We start from the raw sequence: 20,737 nt of genomic DNA on the forward strand, positions 1-20,737 counted from the left end.
TTTTAATATTCAACGGGGATGGGGTCGAGACTTCTCCACATATACCAGGTGGCTACGGTGCGCCAAGGGGCCCAATTTGCAGCCACTTCACGGGCCTCATGCCTGCTGACAGGCTCTCCACTGAAGTAATTGAGGGAAATGGCCTTAATTAGGCCTGCATCGTCCAAAGGGAGGATATTGGGCCTCACCATATTAAACATGAGGAACATTTCAGCCGTCCAGCGCCCAATTCCCCGAATATCACACAATTCCTTGATGATGACCTCATCTTCCATGCCTTTCCACTGGTTGGCATGTAAACGGCCAGAATCGAAATGATCGGCTAGGTCGCGAATGTATTCCACTTTACGACCCGATAAGCCGGCTCCGCGTAATTCTTCAATACTTAAGGTAAGGATATTTTTCGGGGTAACTTTATTTTTAGACGCCAATAAAACCCGGCTCCAAACAGACTGGGCTGCAGCCACGGATATTTGCTGACCAACAATTGACCTTGCCAGGGTTGTGAAAGCATCGCCACGCGTTCTTAAAAAAACTGAACCATACTTAGGAATCAATTTTTTGAGAATACGGTCGTGCTTTATTAACTCAGCACAAGCTTGCTCCCAATACTCTGGGGCTGATTCTTCAAAAATTTCTTGCTCTACAACTTTAGTCAAAATACATTCTCAATCATGAATTGGATTACTTAACTTCTACGCCATTCAGTTAGGCCGCCGGGTTTATCTTCCAATACTACGCCCCGCTCCAATAATGTTTTACGAATTAAATCTGCTTTAGCAAAATCTTTAGCTTGCTTTGCAGCTACTCGTGCGGCGATCTGCTCTTCAATAGCGGCGGCAGATAGCCCCGCATCATTTCCTCGAGATCCTTCTTGCAAAAATACCGTTGGGTCACGCTGCAAGAAATTAAGAACTCCAGCCAATCCTTTGAGAGTATTTGCCAATTGCGCCTTCTCCTCACCCTGTGCGCGATTGACCTCGCTCGCCAAATCAAAGAGTGCCGCAATAGCCTCAGGTGTATTGAAGTCATCATTCATGGCATCAGCAAAGCGCTTCGCCCATGGTGAATGGGGGTCTACAGCCTTATCGCTAAGCGGTACTTGGGCTAAGGCCGTATAAAGACGAACTAAGCCAGAGCGAGCTTCCTCGAGCTGTGCATCGCTATAGTTAATAGGACTGCGATAGTGTGCGCGCAACATAAAGAAGCGCAGAACCTCAGGATCAAAATTTTTCAGCACATCACGGATTAAGAAAAAATTACCCAATGACTTGGACATCTTTTCTTCATTCACCCGAATATGTCCGTTGTGCATCCAATAATTTACAAACGGTTGATCGCTGGCTTTGTGGTCCTGTCCATATAGAGCACCTTCGCTTTGAGCAATCTCATTCTCGTGATGCGGAAATTGCAAATCAGCACCTCCACCATGAATATCAAAATGCTCTCCCAACAAATCACATGACATAGCAGAACATTCAATATGCCATCCAGGGCGACCTTCACCCCAAGGAGATTTCCAACGGGTATCGACAGGCTCCTCTGCTTTTGCACTTTTCCACAAAACAAAATCCAGTGGATCACGTTTGCCACCGCCAACGGCGACCCGCTCACCTGCATTCAGTTCATCTAAAGATTTACCAGAAAGACGACCATATTCTGGAAATAAACGAACAGCGAAATTCACATCGCCATCTTCGCCTTGATAGGCTAATTCTTTTTCAATCAAGCGCCCAATAATCCCTTGCATTTGCGCTATGTAATCTGTTGCGCGGGGCTCATGGTCTGGGTACATCAAACCCAACTCATCTGAGTCGGCATGCATAGCGTCAATAAAACGCTGTGTCAGAGCAGAAATAGGCTCACCATTCTCAATCGCCCGATTGATGATCTTGTCGTCAATATCGGTGATATTGCGGACGTAAACGACCTCATAACCACTGGCTCGCAACCAGCGCACCACCATATCAAACACAATCATCACCCGGGCATGGCCAATATGACAAAAGTCATAGACTGTCATTCCACAGACATACATCTTCACCTTGCCCGGCTCGATGGGTTTAAAGGCCTGCTTGGAACGACTGAGAGTGTTATAGATTTGCAGCATAGAGGCTATAAAGGTGGGCAAGTAGCGCCAATTTGTTAGACTGAGCGCTGAGTATATCGAATGAGCCAGTTTTTCACCCCACCCTCTATGTCAGCTAACCTTTTTTCACTTCGTCCAGCCCATTTGGGTGGCTTGAGCGCTATTTTTGCTGTTTTACTACTTGTGGGCTGCAGCACCCCTGGACAACAGCTTGCGGATGCCGAAATTAAGGCCCTAAATAGCGCCTCCACCAATGCTCAAGGCACTCAAGCACCCTATCTGGGATCTTATGGCCCCAATGACCCTCCAAGACTTGCTGGCAATGATGCTGGATACGATCAATTTAACTCTGAGCTCTCAGACTCTGTAGCAGTTCCATTTCTGTCCTTTTTGATCATTGAACCGGATCCAGTTACTAAAAATGGTGTTCCGTCAGATATTGAAAAGCTCATTAAGGCCAAGAAATATCCCGAAGCCATCGATAAGATTAATCAGCAACTCAAGAAAACTCCAGGCAACGTGCAACTCCGATATGTAAAAGCACGCATGCAGATTGAAATGCGCCAGTGGGAGGCAGCCAAGAAGACTTTAGTGGAAATTACTCAGCAATTTCCAGAGCTACCTGAGCCCTATAACAACTTAGCCGCACTTGCAGCAAACCAAGGCAATTGGATTGAAGCGCGAGATTATCTTGAGCTCGCCTTGAAATTGCGTCCAAGCTATACAGTTGCCTCCGCCAACTTAGGTGAAGTCTACGTTCGTCTTGCTGCGCAGGCCTATGACAATGCGGCAAAAGATGCTGCCCTGAATCAACGTCAGTACACCAATCGTGCAAAAGCATTAATGGAAATACTGAAGCCACCTAAAAAAGTAACTTCACCAGCTTCACCAACTGCGCCAATCTCAAAATAATTTTTTTACAGTTTTTATCTACTAACTCACCAGAAAGTTAATTCATCATGGCTAAAGTTCTACTCAAAACAAATAAGGGTGATATCACCCTCTCATTGGATGCTGTTAAAGCACCAAAGACCGTTGCTAATTTTTTACAGTATGTGAAAAGCGGCCACTACGATGGCACCATCTTTCATCGCGTGATCGACAACTTCATGATTCAAGGCGGCGGCATGACTGCTGGCCTGAAAGAAAAATCCTCTGGCGCCAAAATTGAGAACGAAGCAAACAACGGCCTCAAGAACGAGCGCGGCACAGTAGCTATGGCTCGCACTAGCGATCCACACTCTGCAACAGCCCAATTTTTCATTAACGTGAATGACAATGATTTCTTGAACCATACAGCTCCAAATGCTCAAGGCTGGGGTTATGCGGTTTTTGGCAAAGTCACAGATGGTCTTGATGTGGTCGACGCAATTCGAAAAGTAAAAACAGGTAATGCCGGCTTTCACCAAGATGTTCCTGCTGAAGATGTTGTGATTGAAAAGGCAAGCGTTCTCGAGGAATGATTCCGCAATACGCGAGCGCGCTATTCATCTCTGACTTGCATCTCACGCCGTCAATGCCTTTGACGGCGCAACGATTCTTTGATTTTTGCGAAAAGGATGCCCCCAAGGTAGAGGCGGTATTTATCTTGGGAGATTTATTTGAGTATTGGGTTGGAGATGATGCCGCTCTGCACTCTCCTTTCCAGCAAGAAGTCAAACATGCGCTTGCAACACTCTCCACCAAAGTGAAGACCTATTACCTTCATGGCAATCGAGACTTTTTAGTTGGAAAGCATTTTTTAAGCAAGACAGGCATGACTCTCTTGACTGATCCGAGCAAAATTAATATTGCTGGATCTGACTATGTTCTCTGTCATGGTGACTCGCTGTGCACGGCAGACATTGGCTATCAAGTTTTCCGCGGATGGGTTCGTAAACCGTGGATCCAAAAATTATTTCTACGATTGCCTTTAAATTGGCGTCGCTCCATTGCAAATCATTTACGTAGCAATAGTGGCGTGCAATATCAACGTGCTATGAGTTCTTCTCCTGAAGTAGCACAAGCTAAAACAGATGTCACCTTGGCAGCCTGCGCTGCGGTCCTGAGAGATGAGGCCTGCAATCGGTTGATTCATGGGCATACCCATCTGCCCAAGCACCATCAAGAGCATCTTTTAGATCAAGAGTGGCAGCGCTGGGTCTTATCAGACTGGGATTTAGATCACCCTGAAAGCGGGCGACCACGTGCGAGCGCACTTCTCATTAATCAAGATGGCGTACGTTACGCCGATCTGATCAAAAATTAATACTGCCGCCTAATTAACAGGTGGAATATTTAGATAGGCACTGCACCATCTGAGCGAAGATGCGTGGATTTGCACACATCACTTCACCGCTTTGCAAGAAGCCTTCTTCACCACGGTAATTGCCGATTAAACCACCGGCCTCAGTAATCAACAAAGCGCCGGCAGCCATATCCCATGGCTTGAGATCACTCTCAAAAAATCCATCGTAACGGCCAGCTGCAACATACGCTAAATCTAGTGACGCAGCCCCAGGGCGACGAAGACCAGCACATTGACGTGACATGTCGCCAAAGATTTTCAAATACTTTTCTAAGTCTTGATCTTCGCGATATGGGAAACCAGTGCCAAGTAAGGAATTAGCCAAACGATCTTGAGTGGCAACGCGCAAACGCCGACGATCTAAATACGCACCTGCACCGCGAGTAGCAGTAAAGAGTTCATCACGAGTTGGGTCATAGACCACTGCCTGCTGTGTTACGCCATTAACAGCCAATGCAATCGAAACTGCATATTGTGGGAAACCGTGAATAAAGTTGGTTGTGCCATCCAATGGATCAATGATCCATACATTTTCAGCATCTGTATTTTGGGCGCCAGTCTCTTCAGCCAAAAAGCCGTGAGATGGGTAAGCCTCGCTGAGCGTTTCAATAATGGCCGCTTCAGCCTGTCTGTCCACCTCGGTTACAAAGTCATTATGTTGTTTGCGGTCAACCTGGAGTCGCTCTAAATTCAGAGAAGCTCTATTAATCACGGTTCCGGCACGACGGGCAGCCTTAACGGCCACATTTAACATGGGATGCATAGTATTGATGGACAAATTAAATAAGAACAAGCTCACCAGATTGCAAACTGCATGACAATAAGGAGCTAACACCCTGATTCTAAACGATTGCCCATTTGAACTCCCAAGCCCCTAAAGAAATCTTTTCAATATGAATACCGCTCAGGCACAGTTATTACGCTGGGTTCTCGTTGAAACCAGCCACCCAGGAAATGTGGGCTCGGCTGCCCGCGCACTCAAAACCATGGGGTTTAGTGATCTGCGCCTGATTTCACCGAAGATTCTGGGGGTTGCACAGACGCCTGAGGCCATTGCTTTAGCAAGCGGTGCCAGCGATATTCTGGAATCCAGCCAGGAATCCTCCTCCCTAGAGTCCGCAGTTCAAGACTGCGCCCTAGTCCTGGGCTTAACTAGTCGTGATCGTGAATTCGGGCCACCGGCCATGAATTGGCAAGATGCTCGCCCCCTCATTCAGGCTGCTATTGCGGGCAATCAGCGAGTTGCACTCCTGTTTGGCCCTGAGCGCACTGGCCTAGATAATCATCACCTATCGCTTTGCACCCATCGGGTGTGGCTTGATGCCAACCCACTCTACCCCTCATTGAACCTCGCTCAAGCCATGATGGTCTGCGCCTTTACTCTCAGGGAGTCCTTAGTTAATGATCTGGGGGCCTCGCCCTCAGACTCGAATGCCGAGCTAGTCGACTATGCTGATCCCGCTGCTGTAGCGGCCATGTTGGATCACTGGCGTGAAGGGCTTGAGGCCATTGGCTATCTTGACCCCGCTAATCCAAAGAAGCTCATGCCCCGTTTGCAAGCCCTCTTTGCTAGAACTCGCCTCCACAAAGAAGAAATCGATCTTCTGCGCGGGATTGCCAAGCAGATGCTCTTGAGAAAATAAATTCAGCTTTACCCGTTAAAATCGTTCTATGTTTAATTCGCTTTTCGACCAAGTCGACTCCATCATTGTTCGTGACCCCGCCGCTAGAAATCGCTTAGAGGTCATTACCTGCTATCCAGGTTTGCATGCTGTATGGATTCATCGGGTATCTCATGGTTTATGGAACTTAGGTCTGAAGTGGATTGCACGACTTCTGTCGATGCTGGCTCGCTTTATTACCGGTATTGAAATTCATCCTGGTGCGAAGATCGGTCGTCGGGTATTTTTAGATCACGGTCTAGGCATCGTCATTGGGGAGACCACAGAAATTGGTGATGACTGCACCATCTATCAAGGTGTTACCTTGGGTGGAACATCGCTGTACAAAGGCGTGAAGCGTCACCCTACTTTAGGCAAAGGTGTTGTTATTAGCGCAGGTGCCAAAGTACTCGGAGGCTTTACCGTAGGCGATGGTGCACGCGTTGGATCCAATGCCGTAGTACTCAAAGAAATTCCGGCCGGAGCAACTGCAGTAGGAATTCCTGCGCGCATTTTGCACCCAGATTTACCGCAGGCAAGTACACCAGACAGCAAGGTCAAGGAATACTTCTCAGCTTATGGTGTCACACCAAATGTAGATGACCCAGTGTCTATGGCATTAAAAGGTTTGATTGATGCCACCCTTGAGCAAGAGGCCAAAATCGCAATGCTTGAGAAGGCGCTTGCTAAATTGAGCAATACACCAGCATCCGATGAGAGCGAATCGAGCGACACCAAGCGTGACTTGGGCGCCCTAAAAGAATGGCTTAAAGAGTAAGTCTATTGGCTCTAATGTAGAGTTGGTGATGAGCTACCAGGATTAGAAATATCTCCCGCGAATTCATCATCACCGTCATCGGAATCATCAGGCATTCCGAATGCAAACGCTTCGCCACCCTCGGGATGACGGTTCTCAATCTCTTCGTCAGTAGCAGCGCGAATGTCTTCTACCTGAACCCAGAACCGGAGCGCCATTCCAGCAAGCGGATGATTCCCATCTAAAACCACTTGACTATCAGCAACATCGGTAACGGTGTAAATAAGCGGTTCATCATCAGCGTCGCCAGAGTCACCTTCGTCTTCAGCATCAGGAACACCCTCGAACTGCATACCCACTTCCAAAGGCTCAGGAAAGCGTGCGCGTGGCTCAATCTTTAATAACTCAGGATCGTACTCACCAAAGGCCTCGCTGGGCTCAAGCTGAATGCTAGCCTCGTAGCCAACGTCCTGACCATCCAACAGGGTTTCAATCTTGGGAAAAGTACCCTCATATCCACCATGCAGGTATACCATCGGAGAATCTGGTTCCTCGATAATATTGTTTTGCGCATCGGTTAATTTGTAGCGCAGGGATACAACGGTATTTTTTTCGATTTTCATGCGTAATTCATTCAACATTGTGTTTTAAACAGCTTTTTACCTATATGACTGCATTTTACTTGAGCAAGCCCTACGATCCTCCACAGGCACCCCAAAACCTTCCACTAGATCGCCCATGGGCTCTTCTGGGGGGCAATAGCCCTCAGCAGTTTATGAAGACCTATTGGCATAAAAAGCCACTATTAGTCCGCGGCGCTATCCCCGCGTTTGAGCTTGCCAAACGCATGGGTGAACCTTTGGGAAGCGCAATATCTGCTGAAGAGTTATTCAAAATATCAAGCAATGAAGCAGTGGAATCTAGATTGATCAAGGCAAAGCCCTGGACCTTTACAGACGGTCCATTTAAAAAGAAAGCAATTCCTTCGCTTGAGTCTCCCAACTGGACCCTACTTCTCCAAGGGATGGAAGCGCGACATCCTGCAGCAGCAAACATTCTTTCTTGGTTTCGGTTTATTCCCGATGCGCGCTTAGACGATTTAATGATCAGCATTGCTGGCCCTGGCGGCGGCGTTGGCCCGCACTTTGATTCATATGATGTCTTTTTAATTCAGATGTCGGGACGCAGGCATTGGCGCATTTCGGAGCAGAAAGATTTGAGTCTTAACCCCGATCTACCCTTGAAGATTCTGAAAAACTTTAAGGTAGAGCAGGAATGGGATCTAGAACCAGGTGACATGCTTTATCTACCACCTCACGTTGCTCATGACGGCATTGCCTTAGATGGAGGCTGTCAAACTTGGTCCGTTGGCTTTAGAGCGCAAAGTTATAAAGAAATATTGCAGGAAGGTTTATGGCGTTTAGCGGAATCTCTTGAAGATATCCCAGAGCTAGAAAAGCGCTTTGCTGACCCCAAGCAAACGGCAACCAGTCAGGCTGAGCAACTTCCGGAAGAGCTCATTAAACAAGTTGCACAAAAATTAAACCACTTAAAGCTGGACCGCATAGAAACCTTCCTTCCTGGAATTGCTGCTTACCTCAGCGAACCAAAACCCCAGGCCTTTTTTGATGGAAGCGCGGATGAGCTTTCACCTGAAGAATTTAGTTTTCAGCTTTCCAAGCGGACAGTAAAGCTGCATCCTCAAACAAGACTCCTCGCAATAGGCGCTAGGATTTATTGCAATGGCGAAGATGTGACTGCTGGACAAGCTGGTTCAATCAAGAAGGCTTGGCGCGCACTTGCCGCCAAAAAGCAATTTAAGGGCTCTGTCGGCAAAATCGATGCAAATAATAGCCTTTTTGATGCATTTGAGGCTGGGTGGTTGGTTTTTTAACGTCTGATTTAGAGGTAGCTATAATGATTACTGGAAAGTACCTAAGGGGTAACCCTGTACTTTCTAAGTATTAATAACCGGTTATTAATGATAATTTTTTAAGAGGAAATTACAAATGAAGAAGTCACTCGCACTCGTAGCAATGTTGGCAATCGCTTTGGCCGCTTGCGGTAAGAAAGAAGAAGCAAAACCTGTAGAAGCTGCTCCTGCTGCACCTGCTGCTGCACCTGCTGCTGATACTCCTGCTGCTGCACCAGCTGCTCCAGCTGCTGACGCTAAGAAGTAATCTTCTTCTTGAAGAAAAAAAGCCGCTGAAAAGCGGCTTTTTTATTGGCTGGTATCTTTAAAACCAGTAGCTTAACGAGTCATCTGTTCGGTAAGCAAGGTCAGGAGCTGTAATCCAGCCGCAGTATTTTCTGGTTTACCGTCAGCATCTTGAACATAGACGCTTGAAGAATTATCCCCAGTTGATTTAACTACTACGAGGTACTTCTTAGCCTTCAAGCTAGAGTCGTCCTTGCTGCTAAACAAGTTGGTGAAAAATCCCTTGGTATCACCCAAATCCTTAGGGTTAACGTAGCGCACATAGTAAACACCGTTCGTACGATTACGGTCTTCAACAGTAAAGTTCGAGCGATCCAAAGCAAGTCCTGTGTCACGCCATGCGCGGTCAAAGCCAGCAGCCATTTCAATATGAGCAGTATTAACGCCCTCTTGAACTAACTTTGCTTTTGGTGTCTTAGGTCCCAATGGTGCAGCAACTTGAGCCTTGGCCATTTCTTGCGTCATTCCCAGGCGCTCCATCAAGCGAGCCAAAAATGTAGCTTCTAATTCTGGATCATTCGGGCGTGCGGTCCAAATCGTCGAGATACAGGCACCAGTACTATCAGTTGTACATTTTTCAATGGCACCACGCTGAGTAATATAAATCTCAGTTTCACCAGGCTTACTTACCTCAAGACGGGTCTTGTACTTATCACGCTCTCCAGTGTCATAAATTGAATCTAAGGCGCCGCCAACAATATTGCGAATAAAGTCTTGTGCAATCTTAGCGCGATTCTCGGCCCAGTCCGTCTCCATGATGCCGGTGGATGGTGAATCAATGACCAACAAGAAACCATTCTCTTGCCAAAAATCTTTAATTTGTGGGTATAGCTCTGGAGCTGGCTTCTCAACGACCAACCAACGTCGCTCACCATCACGCGCAATCCGCATACCCGGAATACCGGTCATGACATTCTTGCGAGTCTGCACTGATTTTTTTACTGCAGCGTTGTACTCAGACATCGTGGCAGAACCATCTTGAACAATATAACGACGATCCGCTTGAGCGGTAATGAGGTCTGGTGGATAGGATAGATTAGGCCCACGAACAGCGCCAGCGGACTTGTAATCAACCGTATCGTTTGTTCCAACGGATTTACATCCAAGCAAAGCAAAGCTTGCAAAAGCGAGGATTAGTAAAGTCGCACAATATCGGCGCAGGAGTTGCATCAAATTCATCATAGTAAGCCAGCCTGTTTCATTGCAGTCTTCAAAGGTTCACGCAAAGCAACGCTTAAAGGGGTTAAAGGCAAACGAATTCCAGCTGTAACTTTGCCCATTTCATGCAGAGCCCATTTCACAGGAATCGGATTTGCCTCGGTAAACATGGCTTTATGAACAGCCAGTAATTGATATTGAATCGCACGCGTTCTAACTACATCGTCAGACATCGCGGCCTGACATAGTTCATGCATCAAACGTGGCGCGATATTTGCAGTTACAGATATATTGCCTTTACCGCCCATGAGCATGAGCATTGCAGCGCTGAGATCATCGCCCGAAAATACAGAGAAATCTTGGTGGCCAGCGTGCTTGAGATCAGCTAACAACAAAGTGCCACGCTCAATGCTTCCGGTAGCATCTTTAATGCCGATGATTCCAGGAACACCCGCTAGGCGCACTGTAGTTTCGCCAGCAAGATCCGCAACCGTTCTACCGGGAACGTTGTAAAGAATCACAGGCAGATCAACTGACTCAGCAATTTTCTTGAAGTGGGCATACATGCCCTCTTGAGTTGGTTTGTTGTAATAAGGAACAACTTGAAGGCTTGCATCAGCACCAACAGATTTAGCAAACTGAGTTAACTCAATTGCCTCTGTAGTCGAATTGCCGCCAGTGCCAGCAATTACCGGAATACGTCCAGCAATGTGTTCGACCGTCGTCTTAATAAGCTCGCAATGCTCTTCAACGGACACCGTAGGTGATTCACCGCTCGTACCAACAATGACGATGCCATCTGTACCTTCGGCAACATGCCAATCCAGCAATGAACGTAAGGCCGGAAAATCCAGGCTTCCATCTTCAAACATTGGCGTCACAATGGCAGGCATACTGCCTGCGATAGGCTTTTTACTAGCGTTGGATTGTGTTGTATTAGTCACTGAATGTGTCTGAATTATCTGAATGTTAACCACCAAATTGTAACGGAATGCACCCTTTTAAATGGCCTTTTACGGCACAAATCCGCTGAACCATAGCTGGTTTAGGTTGGTCGAGGTAAATATCCTCATAAGCAATCACTTTCAAGCCTGATCGCTCTGCCAAAGCAAGCAATTCGCCTGGTTTTAGCAGGAAATTGGGGTTGGAAGGCTTGCCAAATTGGGCATTCCCTTCCGCGAAGGTTTCATAGATTAAAACGCCGTCCTCGCAGAGCATTTTGGGCAATTCATCCAAGAATGGGCGGTAGAGGTAATTCGTAACGACAATTCCGGAAAATTGCCTACCTAGCAAGGGCCAGACAACACCTTCAAGATCCAGCTCTTGGGTTTGAATGAGGGCATCTTTCAGAGACCCCAAAGCAGCAATATCTCTGTCAACAGCTAAAACAGTGTGGCCCTGAGATGCCAGCAAAACAGAATGCCTACCTGCCCCACAAGCTAGATCCAGAACCACCCCACCATTTGGAATGGTGGGAGCAAAACGCCTTACCCAAGGAGATGCGTTTGCAATAGCATCATGCATTGATGTCAAAAGGTGGCCTTAGTCATACGCTAAGCCCATAGACTCTCGGACCTCACGCATGGTTTCTTGAGCAACCTTACGCGCCTTATCGCTACCATCCGCAATGATGGATCGCAATAGGCTAGGGTCATCTAGGTACTTCTGGGCACGTTCAAACATGGGCTGCTGCTCAGCAAGAATGGCATCAATGACAGGCTGCTTGCACTCCAAGCATCCGATACCCGCTGACTGGCACTCTTTTTGAACCCAGGCCTTAGTATCTTCATTCGAATACACCGTGTGTAACTGCCATACTGGACAACGCGCAGGATCGCCCGGGTCGGTTCTTCGCACCCGCGCAGGATCGGTGGGCATTGTCCTGATCTTCTTGATCACATCTTCAGGATTTTCACGAATGCTAATCATGTTGCCATAAGACTTGGACATTTTTTGACCGTCAATACCTGGCATACGTGATGCAGTTGTCAGTAAAGCTTGTGGCTCAGGCAGAATAATTTTGCGGGCGCCTTCCAAGAAACCAAATAATCTTTCACGGTCTGCCATTGAAAGGCTTTGCGCCTCCTGTAGCAAAGCCTTGGCTTGCTCTAGAGCCTCATCATCGCCACGCTCCTGAAACGCAACACGCAATTCAGCGTACATCTTTGCGCGCTTACTACCTAATTTTTTAACCGCCTCTAACGCCTTCTCTTCAAAGCCAGGCTCGCGACCATAAAGGTAGTTAAAGCGGCGTGCTACTTCACGAGTCATTTCTACGTGAGGCACCTGGTCTTCACCTACCGGCACAAATTGTGCGCGATACATCAATATATCGGCAGCCTGTAGCAAGGGGTAACCTAGAAACCCGTAGGTCTGCAAATCTTTTTCTTTAAGTTTTTCGATTTGATCTTTATAGGTTGGCACACGCTCCAACCAACCTAAAGGCGTACCCATCGATAGCAACAAAAATAGCTCTGCATGCTCAGGCACTTTGCTCTGGATAAATAAAGTGGCTTGGTTTGGATCAACACCGCAAGCCAACCAGTCAATCACCATGTCCCATACAGATTGCTCAATGACATCTGGGGTTTCATAATGGGTGGTTAAGGCATGCCAGTCTGCTACAAAAAAGTAGCAGGGATACTCGGACTGCAAGCGAACCCAATTCTTTAAAACACCATGGTAATGGCCGAGGTGCAAGCTACCAGTTGGTCGCATGCCAGAGAGAACGCGTTCTGCAAACATCTTGATTTGTATTCTTTTAAGGTAATTAAAACTAGTTAAGCAAATAGGAGAAATCGATTAGTGAAAAAGTGACCACACAGGGGTTAAATGATCCGGCAAATGCGGCAATGTACCCAGATCAATATAACTCTCTTCAGGATCATGAAAATCAGAGCCTCGAGAAGCTAAAAATCCATAATGCTGAGCAATCTTGCCATAAGTTTGATATTGATTCGGACTATGGCTGCCAGTAATCACCTCAATGGCCATGCCGCCGATTTCTTTGAAGTGCTTGTAGAGTTCATCCATCTGCATAGCGCTAAGCTTGTAACGTCCTGGATGCGCAATTACAGCGGCGCCCCCCGCCCCCTTGATCCATGCAACCGCATCATCTAGCGTTGCCCAGAGATGGGGTACATAGCCAGGCTTATCTTCAACCAAGTATCTCTTGAAAACCTGATCGGTATCTTTGCAAATGCCCTGTTCCACTAGGAAGCGTGCAAAGTGAGTGCGGGCAATCAGCTCATGATTGCCCGCAAAATGCAGTGCACCCTCATATGCGCCAGGTATTCCAGCTTTTAATAATTGCTCTGCCATCTGCCTAGCACGATTACCACGACCCTCGCGTGTGAGACGCAAGCCTTCTAGAATTCCAGCATGTGCGGCATCAATTCCTAAGCCGACAATATGAATAGTCTGCCCCATCCAGGTCACTGAAATCTCAACTCCGGAAAGGTAGTCCATACCAAGCGAATTTGCTGCGGCCCGAGCTCTCTCCTGGCCACCCAATTCATCATGATCAGTTAAAGCCCATAAACGCACGCCATTTGCATAGGCGCGCTCAGCCAGCTGCTCAGGTGTTAAGGTTCCATCAGAAACAACAGAATGGCAGTGTAAATCGGCGTTTAGGCTGGAATTACTGGTCATGACCCTATTTTAGGTCAAGCTGGTGTCAATTACCCGGCGAGGCGCATCGAGGTAATCGCGGGATTGCATCTCGATTAAGCGAGAAACTGTTCTAGAGAACTCGCTGGTAATTTGACCTTCAGTATATAAATCTACTGCTGGGACGTCTGCAGAGATGATTAATTTGATTTTATGGTCATATAAGACGTCAATCAGCCAAATAAAGCGACGGGCCTCATTAGTCATTCTAGGGGGCATATAGGGCACACCAGACAGAATCAACGTATGAAACTGATTGGCGATCTCTAAATAGTCATTTTGTGATCTTGGACCACAGCAAAGGGTTTGGAAATCAAACCAAACCACTCCTTCGGCCATATGCAGAGGTCTTAGCTCACGAGATTCAATCCGCAAAACTGGGCGGACAGTTTCTTTTTGATTACCTATCAAGGTCTGAAACATTTGCATTAGGGTTGCATGAGTTTCAGCATTAACCGGCGTGAGATAAGCCTCAACTTGCGCCATCTGGACGCGACGATAGTCATTACCCGCATCGACGTTCATGACATCTAGCTTATCTTCCAAAAGCTTAATGGCCGGCAATAAGCGATCTCGATGCAAGCCGTTGGGGTAGAGCTGACTTGGTTGATAGTTTGATGTCATCACAAATTGAACACGATCTTCAAATAACGCGCTCAGTAAGCGATACAAAATCATGGCATCAGCAATATCGTTGATATGAAACTCGTCAAAACAAATCAGTCGATAGCGCTTAGCAATTCTTTTGGAGAGCTCATCCAGCGGATCAGATAAACCAGAAAGCTCATGCAACTCACGATGCACTTCGCGCATGAACTCATGAAAATGAATGCGGATCTTTTTTTCCAAGGGCGAAGCCGCAAAGAAACAATCCATGAGAAAGGATTTACCACGACCTACTCCACCCCACAAATAAACGCCACGGGGTAGTTTTGGTTTAAACAGTTTCTTTTTTAAGCCACTACTGCGGATTTCTTTATAAGCAATCCACTCATCTTCGCAGCGCTGTAAGCGCTCGATGGCAGCAAGCTGCGCGGGATCACTTTGATACCCGCGCGCCTTTAACTCTTGATGGTAATACTCTAATGCTTTCAATTACATGTTTAATGCACGTTTATCCGTCGCTAATGCTGCTTCGCGAACCACTTCCGACAAGCTTGGATGTGGGTGACAGATACGGGCAATATCTTCAGCTGCCGCTTTAAATTCCATTGCTACGGCTGCTTCAGCAATTAAGTCAGAAGCATTAGGCCCAATAATATGAACGCCTAAGATTTCATCGGTTTTTTCATCGGCCAATACTTTGACGAAACCATCAGCTCGATCCATGCCTAATGCACGACCGTTAGCAGCAAATGGGAACTGACCTGCTTTGTAAGCAATGCCTGCCTGTTTGAGCTGCTCTTCAGTTTTACCAACCCATGCAATCTCTGGATCGGTGTAAATAACCCAAGGGATGCAGTTGTAATCAATGTGTGGCTTTTGACCGGCGATAGTTTCAGCAACCAATACGCCTTCATCTTCAGCTTTATGAGCCAACATAGGTCCACGAACAACGTCACCCACAGCGTATACGCCAGGTGCTGCTGTTGCACAAGTGTGATCATCAATCGGAATGAAACCACGCTCATCTACTTTGAGGCCAATCTTATCAAGACCTAATTTTTCAGTATTGGGAACGCGGCCAACAGAAACGATTAAACGATCGCATTCTAATTTCTGAGCTTTACCTTCGCTATCGGTGTAGTTAACAACAACACCCTTCTTGTCGGCTTTAACTTCACCAATCTTGACGCCCATATTTATTTTGAGGCCTTGCTTAGTGAAGATCTTCTGCGCTTCTTTTGCAATGCCCTGATCGCAAGCACCCAAGAAAGATGGGAGCGCTTCAAGAATAGTCACATCAGAGCCAACACGGCGCCAAACAGAACCCAACTCCAAGCCGATCACACCAGCGCCAATGACGCCTAACTTCTTCGGAATGGAATCAAACTTTAGACCACCTTCATTGTCACTAATCAACACGTTGTCGACAGGAATGCCTGGCAAATGACGCGCCTTGGATCCAGTAGCAATGATCACGTTTTTAGCAGTAACGACTTCTTTGTCTTTACCGTCGATCTTGACTTGATAGCCGTCAGCGCCCTTACCTTCAAAAGAAGCATGGCCTTTTAACAAAGTAATTTTGTTCTTACGGAACAAGAACTGAATACCAGCAGTCATCTTTGTCACAATCGCATCTTTACGAGCGATCATCTTGCCGGAGTCCAATTTCACTGATCCTACAGTGATACCGTGGTCAGCAACGTGATGACTAATCTTCTCAAACTCTTCGGAAGAGGCAAGCAAAGCTTTGGAAGGAATGCAACCAACGTTCAAGCAGGTTCCACCTAAGCGTGGCTCACCCTTTGGATCGTCGTAGGCGTTAGATTCCGCGCAAGCAACCTTGAAACCCAGTTGGGCTGCACGGATTGCGGCGATGTAGCCACCAGGGCCACCGCCGATAACTAATACGTCAAATGATTGGCTCATATTCTTCCCTCTTACAAATCAAGGAGAAGACGTGAAGGATCTTCCAACGCATCCTTCATTGCTACCAAACCAAGAACTGCCTCACGACCGTCAATGATGCGATGGTCATATGACAAAGCCAAGTAGTTAATCGGACGAATCACGATTTGGCCATTCTCAACTACAGCACGCTCTTTAGTTGCATGAATACCCAAGATCGCAGACTGTGGAGGATTAATAATTGGAGTAGAAAGCATGGAGCCAAATACACCACCATTAGAGATGGAGAATGTACCGCCAGTTAAGTCCTCTAATGACAATTTACCTTCGCGTGCCTTAACACCAAACTCGGCAATCTTCTTCTCAATATCAGCCAAATTCATTTGGTCAACGTCACGGAGAATTGGAACAACCAAACCGCGTGGTGAACTTACGGCAATACCAATATCAAAATAACCGTGGTACACGATGTCGTTACCATCAACAGAGGCATTCAACAATGGGAATTTCTTCAACGCATGAGTAGCCGCTTTTACGAAGAAAGACATGAAACCTAATTTAACGCCGTGAACTTTCTCAAACTGATCTTTGTACTTGTTACGCATAGCGATTACTGGAGCCATGTTGACTTCATTGAAGGTAGTCAAGATGGCATTGTTTGCTTGTGATTCGAGCAAACGTTCAGCAATACGAGCACGCAAGCGGCTCATTGGTACGCGCTCTTCTGGGCGATCACCCATCGGAATTGGTGCACTTGGCAAAGCAGCAGCAGTTGATCCACCGGCAGAAGCATTTAATGCATCGCCTTTGGTAATACGACCATCACGTCCAGAGCCAGCAACTTGACCAGCATCGATATTTTTCTCTGCGAGAATTTTTGCTGCTGAAGGTGCGGCAGCTGCGCCAGATGATTTCGCTGCAGGGGCAGCTTTAGCTGGTGCTGGAGCAGCAGCTGGGGCTGCTGCAGGTGCAGCAGCAGCGGGAGCGGCTGAAGCAACAGCTGTGCTATCAATCTTGGCAATCAATTGTTCAGCAACTACAGTACCGCCATCAGCAACTACGATCTCTGTAATAACGCCGGCAGATGGCGCTGGAACTTCTAGCACCACTTTGTCAGTTTCAATTTCAATCAAGATTTCATCTTGACCGACGGCATCGCCGACTTTCTTTTTCCATTGCAACAAAGTAGCTTCTGCTACTGACTCGGAGAGTTGAGGAACTTTAACTTCAAAAATAGCCATGATTAATCCTATTTAGTGTTTGTATATTGAGTGACGTCTACGATTACTTCGTAATGACATAACCCTTTAGTTTTGCGAATGCTGCAGTGAGAAGAGATTTCTGTTGTTCTTGATGGAGGTGGGCATATCCACAAGCTGGTGAAGCAGACGCTGGACGACCTGCATATGCCAACTTCGTACCCTCAGACATGTTCTCCAAAATATTGTGCTGAACAAAGAACCAAGCGCCTTGGTTTTGTGGCTCATCTTGACACCACACAACCTCTTGCAGATTCGGATACTTCTTCAACTCAGCAGTCAATGCTTTATGCGGGAACGGATACAACTGCTCCAAGCGAATAATGGCAACATCGTCAATCTTCTTCTCGGTACGTGTTTTCGCTAAGTCGTAATAGACCTTACCGGAACACATCACCAAACGAGTTACCTTCTTGCCATCAATAGACTCATCACGCTCAGGCAAGATGGTTTGGAAACCGCCCTTTGTGAATTCAGTTAATGGTGAGGCAGCTTCTTTATTACGCAGCAATGATTTTGGTGTCATCAAGATCAGCGGTTTGCGGAACTGACGAATCATTTGACGGCGCAATACGTGGAAGATCTGTGCTGCAGTCGTTGGCTGAATCACTTGCATATTGGTATCGGCGCATAACTGCATAAAGCGCTCTAAACGTGCAGATGAATGCTCAGGGCCTTGACCTTCATAACCGTGCGGCAACATCATGACCAAGCCATTTGCACGGCCCCACTTCACTTCTCCTGAAGCGATAAATTGATCAATTACCACTTGAGCACCGTTCGCGAAATCGCCGAACTGCGCTTCCCAGATAGTCAAGGTGTTTGGTTCAGCAGCAGCATAGCCATATTCAAAACCAAGTACAGCCTCTTCAGAAAGAATCGAGTCAATCACCACAAATGGAGCTTGATCTTTAGTGACGTGCTGAAGCGCAATATAAGTACCGGTATCCCACTTCTCACGATTTTGCTCATGCAGCACTGCATGACGGTGAGTAAAGGTACCGCGTCCACTATCTTCACCCGATAAACGTACCGGGTAACCGCTGGCAACTAAGGATGCGAAAGCCATGTGCTCACCCATACCCCAGTCGATGTTGACTTCGCCACGTCCCATTGCTGCGCGATCGTTATAGACCTTAGAAACCAATGGGTGCGCTTTAAAGCCCTCAGGAACAGTTGAAATCTTTTCAGCTAAACGCTTCCACTCAGTCAGCGGAATAGCGGTATCAGCTTCGTCGGTCCACTTCTTATTTAGGAATGGAGACCAATCAACCGCAAACTTGCCTTTGAAATTACTCAGCACTGGATCGGAAGTCTGCCTACCTTCGTCCATGGCAGCGCGATACTCTTTAACCATAAGGTCGCCAGTACCAGCAGGCAATACACCTTGAGTTTCTAGCTTGTCGGCATACAACTTACGTGTGCCTGGGTGTGCAGCAATGATTTTGTACATCAAAGGCTGAGTCATTGCAGGCGTATCTTGCTCATTGTGGCCAAGCTTACGGAAGCAGATGATGTCAATCGCAACATCCTTATGAAACTTCATGCGGAACTCAACAGCCAGCTTCGTTGCCAAGACTACCGCCTCAGGATCATCGCCATTCACGTGCAATACAGGAGCATCAACAATCTTCATGATGTCCGTGCAATACAAGCTAGAACGCAAGTCGCGTGGATCCGAAGTTGTGAAACCAATTTGGTTATTAATCACGATGTGCATTGTGCCGCCCGTGGAGTAACCACGAACCTCAGACATCGCTAATGTTTCTTGCATTACGCCCTGTCCAGCAATCGCCGCATCACCGTGAACCAATACTGGCATCACTTGGAGACCGAGCATATCGCCACGACGTTCCATACGAGCACGTGCAGAACCCTCTACTACTGGGTTAACGATTTCTAAATGGGATGGATTGAATGCCAAAGACAAATGTACTGGACCGCCAGGCGTGGAGATATCGCTTGAGAAACCCTGGTGATATTTCACGTCACCCGCAGGCAATGTTTCTGGGCCTTTGTGTTCAAACTCAGCAAACAAGTCTTTAGGCATTTTGCCCAAGGTATTTACCAGAACGTTTAAACGACCGCGGTGGGCCATACCAATAACGATCTCTTGAACACCCTTGTTGCCAGAGTCACGAATCAACTCGTCCATACAGGCAATGAAGCTTTCACCACCCTCAAGAGAGAATCGTTTTTGACCAACATACTTGGCCTGGAGGTAACGCTCCAAACCTTCGGCCGCAGTGACGCGATCCAAAATCTGACGTTTTTCGTCCACATTAAATTGTGGAGTTGAACGAATTGATTCTAATTTTTCTTGCCACCACTTCTTAATCTTCTGGTCGGCAATAAACATAAACTCGACACCGATCGTGCCGCAATAAGTTTCACGCAATGCCTGCAGCAAGTCACGCAAGGACATTTCGTTCTTGCCGAAGAATGTATTGCTGGTATTAAAGACGATATCCATATCGCCATCAGTAAAGCCATAGAAAGCTGGATCCAATTCAGGAATGTCCTGGCGCTCTGTGCGCTTCAATGGATCTAAGTTCGCCCAGCGATTACCGACGTTGCGATACGCGGCAATAAGCTGTTGAACGGCAACGCGTTTACGACCCAACTCCGAATCAGCGGAATCAGAAATCGTTCTGATTGGACCCTGCTTAGCGCGCTCTGCAAATGAAGCAACAATAGGTCCATGGGCAATATCAGTTCGAGAGGAACCGTCGACCGCTGGAATTTGCTTCACGTTATCAAAATAGTCTCGCCAATGATCAGCTACAGAAGCTGGATCGTGCAAGTAGGATTCGTAGAGTTCCTCTACGTAGGGGGCGTTTCCGCCGAAGAGATAGGAATTATCTCTTTGATCCTGCATCATGATGCTCACCTTTCATCGGGTTTCCCGAATAAAAACTGTGGTTAAAACCATTCACTCCACGGCTAAACCGCTTTACGAATTGATCTGTGCGAATACTCTTACAACGATGCTAATTTAACACGATTACCCATTGATTCATAAAGGGCTTTCCCTGATTTAGGGGCTTTCAGGGGTATTTCCCTATTTTGACCCCGAATAAGAATTTTCCTACTCTGATTTAAACCGCTCCTGACAGATTCCCCTGGGA

The 20,737-nt window shown here is 47.0% G+C and carries 20 protein-coding genes; 7 read left to right on the forward strand and 13 right to left on the reverse strand.

Annotated elements, in window-relative coordinates; all coding sequences use genetic code 11:
* Positions 1-2: 2 nt before the first annotated feature.
* Together ICN11_RS03430 and cysS are read right to left on the reverse strand one after the other, a co-directional pair.
* Positions 3-659 carry a DNA-3-methyladenine glycosylase gene (locus ICN11_RS03430; protein WP_216229152.1) on the reverse strand — a complete coding sequence of 219 codons (657 nt, stop codon included), beginning with the start codon at positions 657-659 and terminating at the stop codon, positions 3-5.
* 29 nt (positions 660-688) lie between these two features.
* Entirely contained in the window at positions 689-2,110 is a 1,422-nt protein-coding gene (gene cysS, locus ICN11_RS03435) for a cysteine--tRNA ligase (protein ID WP_216229153.1), read from the reverse strand.
* An 87-nt stretch (positions 2,111-2,197) separates the two neighbouring features.
* Between cysS and ICN11_RS03440 the strand changes: the two genes are divergently transcribed.
* The 3 genes from ICN11_RS03440 to ICN11_RS03450 are packed head-to-tail and all read left to right on the forward strand — an operon-like array spanning position 2,198 to position 4,337.
* The gene (locus ICN11_RS03440) at positions 2,198-3,001 is read left to right on the forward strand and encodes a lipopolysaccharide assembly protein LapB (protein ID WP_255539868.1); all 804 of its coding nucleotides are present in this window, start codon (positions 2,198-2,200) and stop codon (positions 2,999-3,001) included.
* A gap of 47 nt (positions 3,002-3,048) precedes the next feature.
* Complete coding sequence (locus tag ICN11_RS03445; protein WP_216181608.1) at positions 3,049-3,552, forward strand: peptidylprolyl isomerase; 504 nt, start codon at positions 3,049-3,051, stop codon at positions 3,550-3,552.
* Positions 3,549-4,337 (forward strand): UDP-2,3-diacylglucosamine diphosphatase, encoded by a 789-nt coding sequence (locus ICN11_RS03450; RefSeq protein WP_216229155.1) that lies wholly within the window; start codon positions 3,549-3,551, stop codon positions 4,335-4,337. Before ICN11_RS03445 ends, ICN11_RS03450 begins: the two co-directional genes overlap by 4 nt.
* A 13-nt stretch (positions 4,338-4,350) precedes the next feature.
* On the opposite strand, the gene ICN11_RS03455 is transcribed toward ICN11_RS03450, so the two are convergent.
* Complete coding sequence (locus tag ICN11_RS03455; RefSeq protein ID WP_216229156.1) at positions 4,351-5,139, reverse strand: inositol monophosphatase family protein; 789 nt, start codon at positions 5,137-5,139, stop codon at positions 4,351-4,353.
* Positions 5,140-5,269: 130 nt separating this feature from the next.
* Between ICN11_RS03455 and ICN11_RS03460 the strand changes: the two genes are divergently transcribed.
* Positions 5,270-6,019, forward strand: a complete 750-nt coding sequence (locus ICN11_RS03460; RefSeq protein ID WP_216229157.1) for an RNA methyltransferase — start codon at positions 5,270-5,272, stop codon at positions 6,017-6,019.
* Between the two features lie 28 nt (positions 6,020-6,047).
* A complete protein-coding gene (gene cysE, locus ICN11_RS03465) occupies positions 6,048-6,815 on the forward strand; it encodes a serine O-acetyltransferase (protein ID WP_216229158.1) in 768 nt (255 codons plus the stop codon).
* 11 nt (positions 6,816-6,826) lie between these two features.
* Here the strand turns inward: cysE and ICN11_RS03470 are convergent, their stop codons facing one another.
* On the reverse strand, positions 6,827-7,417 hold the full coding sequence (locus tag ICN11_RS03470) for a peptidylprolyl isomerase (RefSeq protein ID WP_216229159.1): 591 nt from the start codon (positions 7,415-7,417) through the stop codon (positions 6,827-6,829).
* Positions 7,418-7,461: 44 nt separating this feature from the next.
* Between ICN11_RS03470 and ICN11_RS03475 the strand changes: the two genes are divergently transcribed.
* Complete coding sequence (locus ICN11_RS03475) at positions 7,462-8,688, forward strand: cupin domain-containing protein (RefSeq protein WP_216229160.1); 1,227 nt, start codon at positions 7,462-7,464, stop codon at positions 8,686-8,688.
* 115 nt (positions 8,689-8,803) lie between these two features.
* Positions 8,804-8,974, forward strand: a complete 171-nt coding sequence (locus ICN11_RS03480; RefSeq protein ID WP_216229161.1) for a hypothetical protein — start codon at positions 8,804-8,806, stop codon at positions 8,972-8,974.
* Between the two features lie 71 nt (positions 8,975-9,045).
* Here ICN11_RS03480 and bamC read toward each other — a convergent pair whose 3' ends face one another.
* From bamC to ICN11_RS03525, 9 genes are all read right to left on the reverse strand, one after another.
* The gene (gene bamC / locus ICN11_RS03485; protein WP_216229196.1) at positions 9,046-10,191 is read right to left on the reverse strand and encodes an outer membrane protein assembly factor BamC; all 1,146 of its coding nucleotides are present in this window, start codon (positions 10,189-10,191) and stop codon (positions 9,046-9,048) included.
* Positions 10,191-11,063 (reverse strand): 4-hydroxy-tetrahydrodipicolinate synthase, encoded by an 873-nt coding sequence (gene dapA, locus ICN11_RS03490; protein WP_216229197.1) that lies wholly within the window; start codon positions 11,061-11,063, stop codon positions 10,191-10,193. Before dapA ends, bamC begins: the two co-directional genes overlap by 1 nt.
* A 76-nt stretch (positions 11,064-11,139) precedes the next feature.
* A complete protein-coding gene (locus tag ICN11_RS03495; protein WP_216229198.1) occupies positions 11,140-11,694 on the reverse strand; it encodes a bifunctional 2-polyprenyl-6-hydroxyphenol methylase/3-demethylubiquinol 3-O-methyltransferase UbiG in 555 nt (184 codons plus the stop codon).
* A gap of 18 nt (positions 11,695-11,712) precedes the next feature.
* Complete coding sequence (locus ICN11_RS03500) at positions 11,713-12,915, reverse strand: tryptophan--tRNA ligase (protein WP_216229162.1); 1,203 nt, start codon at positions 12,913-12,915, stop codon at positions 11,713-11,715.
* Positions 12,916-12,972: 57 nt separating this feature from the next.
* Positions 12,973-13,821, reverse strand: a complete 849-nt coding sequence (locus tag ICN11_RS03505) for a 3',5'-nucleoside bisphosphate phosphatase (protein WP_216229163.1) — start codon at positions 13,819-13,821, stop codon at positions 12,973-12,975.
* Between the two features lie 9 nt (positions 13,822-13,830).
* Positions 13,831-14,934: a cell division protein ZapE gene (zapE, locus tag ICN11_RS03510; protein ID WP_216229164.1), complete on the reverse strand. Its 1,104-nt coding sequence runs from the start codon at positions 14,932-14,934 to the stop codon at positions 13,831-13,833.
* Positions 14,935-16,371: a dihydrolipoyl dehydrogenase gene (gene lpdA / locus ICN11_RS03515; RefSeq protein ID WP_216229165.1), complete on the reverse strand. Its 1,437-nt coding sequence runs from the start codon at positions 16,369-16,371 to the stop codon at positions 14,935-14,937. It lies immediately after the preceding gene.
* Between the two features lie 11 nt (positions 16,372-16,382).
* Positions 16,383-17,591 (reverse strand): 2-oxoglutarate dehydrogenase complex dihydrolipoyllysine-residue succinyltransferase, encoded by a 1,209-nt coding sequence (gene odhB / locus ICN11_RS03520; protein ID WP_216229166.1) that lies wholly within the window; start codon positions 17,589-17,591, stop codon positions 16,383-16,385.
* Positions 17,592-17,634: 43 nt separating this feature from the next.
* On the reverse strand, positions 17,635-20,490 hold the full coding sequence (locus ICN11_RS03525; RefSeq protein ID WP_216229167.1) for a 2-oxoglutarate dehydrogenase E1 component: 2,856 nt from the start codon (positions 20,488-20,490) through the stop codon (positions 17,635-17,637).
* Between the last annotated feature and the right edge of the window lie 247 nt (positions 20,491-20,737).

The organism is Polynucleobacter sp. 78F-HAINBA (genome assembly GCF_018882325.1).
In the GTDB taxonomy this organism is placed as follows: Bacteria; Pseudomonadota; Gammaproteobacteria; order Burkholderiales; family Burkholderiaceae; genus Polynucleobacter.

Excerpts from the sequence above, each read along its gene's own strand:
- odhB (WP_216229166.1), bottom strand. The coding sequence starts at position 17,591 with ATGGCTATTTTTGAAGTTAAAGTTCCTCAACTCTCCGAGTCAGTAGCA.
- ICN11_RS03450 (WP_216229155.1), top strand. The coding sequence starts at position 3,549 with ATGATTCCGCAATACGCGAGCGCGCTATTCATCTCTGACTTGCATCTC.
- cysS (WP_216229153.1), bottom strand. The coding sequence starts at position 2,110 with ATGCTGCAAATCTATAACACTCTCAGTCGTTCCAAGCAGGCCTTTAAA.
- ICN11_RS03475 (WP_216229160.1), top strand. The coding sequence starts at position 7,462 with ATGACTGCATTTTACTTGAGCAAGCCCTACGATCCTCCACAGGCACCC.
- lpdA (WP_216229165.1), bottom strand. The coding sequence starts at position 16,371 with ATGAGCCAATCATTTGACGTATTAGTTATCGGCGGTGGCCCTGGTGGC.
- ICN11_RS03440 (WP_255539868.1), top strand. The coding sequence starts at position 2,198 with ATGTCAGCTAACCTTTTTTCACTTCGTCCAGCCCATTTGGGTGGCTTG.
- ICN11_RS03480 (WP_216229161.1), top strand. The coding sequence starts at position 8,804 with ATGAAGAAGTCACTCGCACTCGTAGCAATGTTGGCAATCGCTTTGGCC.
- ICN11_RS03445 (WP_216181608.1), top strand. The coding sequence starts at position 3,049 with ATGGCTAAAGTTCTACTCAAAACAAATAAGGGTGATATCACCCTCTCA.
- ICN11_RS03470 (WP_216229159.1), bottom strand. The coding sequence starts at position 7,417 with ATGAAAATCGAAAAAAATACCGTTGTATCCCTGCGCTACAAATTAACC.
- ICN11_RS03505 (WP_216229163.1), bottom strand. The coding sequence starts at position 13,821 with ATGACCAGTAATTCCAGCCTAAACGCCGATTTACACTGCCATTCTGTT.
- ICN11_RS03455 (WP_216229156.1), bottom strand. The coding sequence starts at position 5,139 with ATGCATCCCATGTTAAATGTGGCCGTTAAGGCTGCCCGTCGTGCCGGA.
- cysE (WP_216229158.1), top strand. The coding sequence starts at position 6,048 with ATGTTTAATTCGCTTTTCGACCAAGTCGACTCCATCATTGTTCGTGAC.
- dapA (WP_216229197.1), bottom strand. The coding sequence starts at position 11,063 with ATGCCTGCCATTGTGACGCCAATGTTTGAAGATGGAAGCCTGGATTTT.
- ICN11_RS03460 (WP_216229157.1), top strand. The coding sequence starts at position 5,270 with ATGAATACCGCTCAGGCACAGTTATTACGCTGGGTTCTCGTTGAAACC.
- ICN11_RS03500 (WP_216229162.1), bottom strand. The coding sequence starts at position 12,915 with ATGTTTGCAGAACGCGTTCTCTCTGGCATGCGACCAACTGGTAGCTTG.
- ICN11_RS03525 (WP_216229167.1), bottom strand. The coding sequence starts at position 20,490 with ATGATGCAGGATCAAAGAGATAATTCCTATCTCTTCGGCGGAAACGCC.
- ICN11_RS03495 (WP_216229198.1), bottom strand. The coding sequence starts at position 11,694 with ATGCATGATGCTATTGCAAACGCATCTCCTTGGGTAAGGCGTTTTGCT.
- bamC (WP_216229196.1), bottom strand. The coding sequence starts at position 10,191 with ATGAATTTGATGCAACTCCTGCGCCGATATTGTGCGACTTTACTAATC.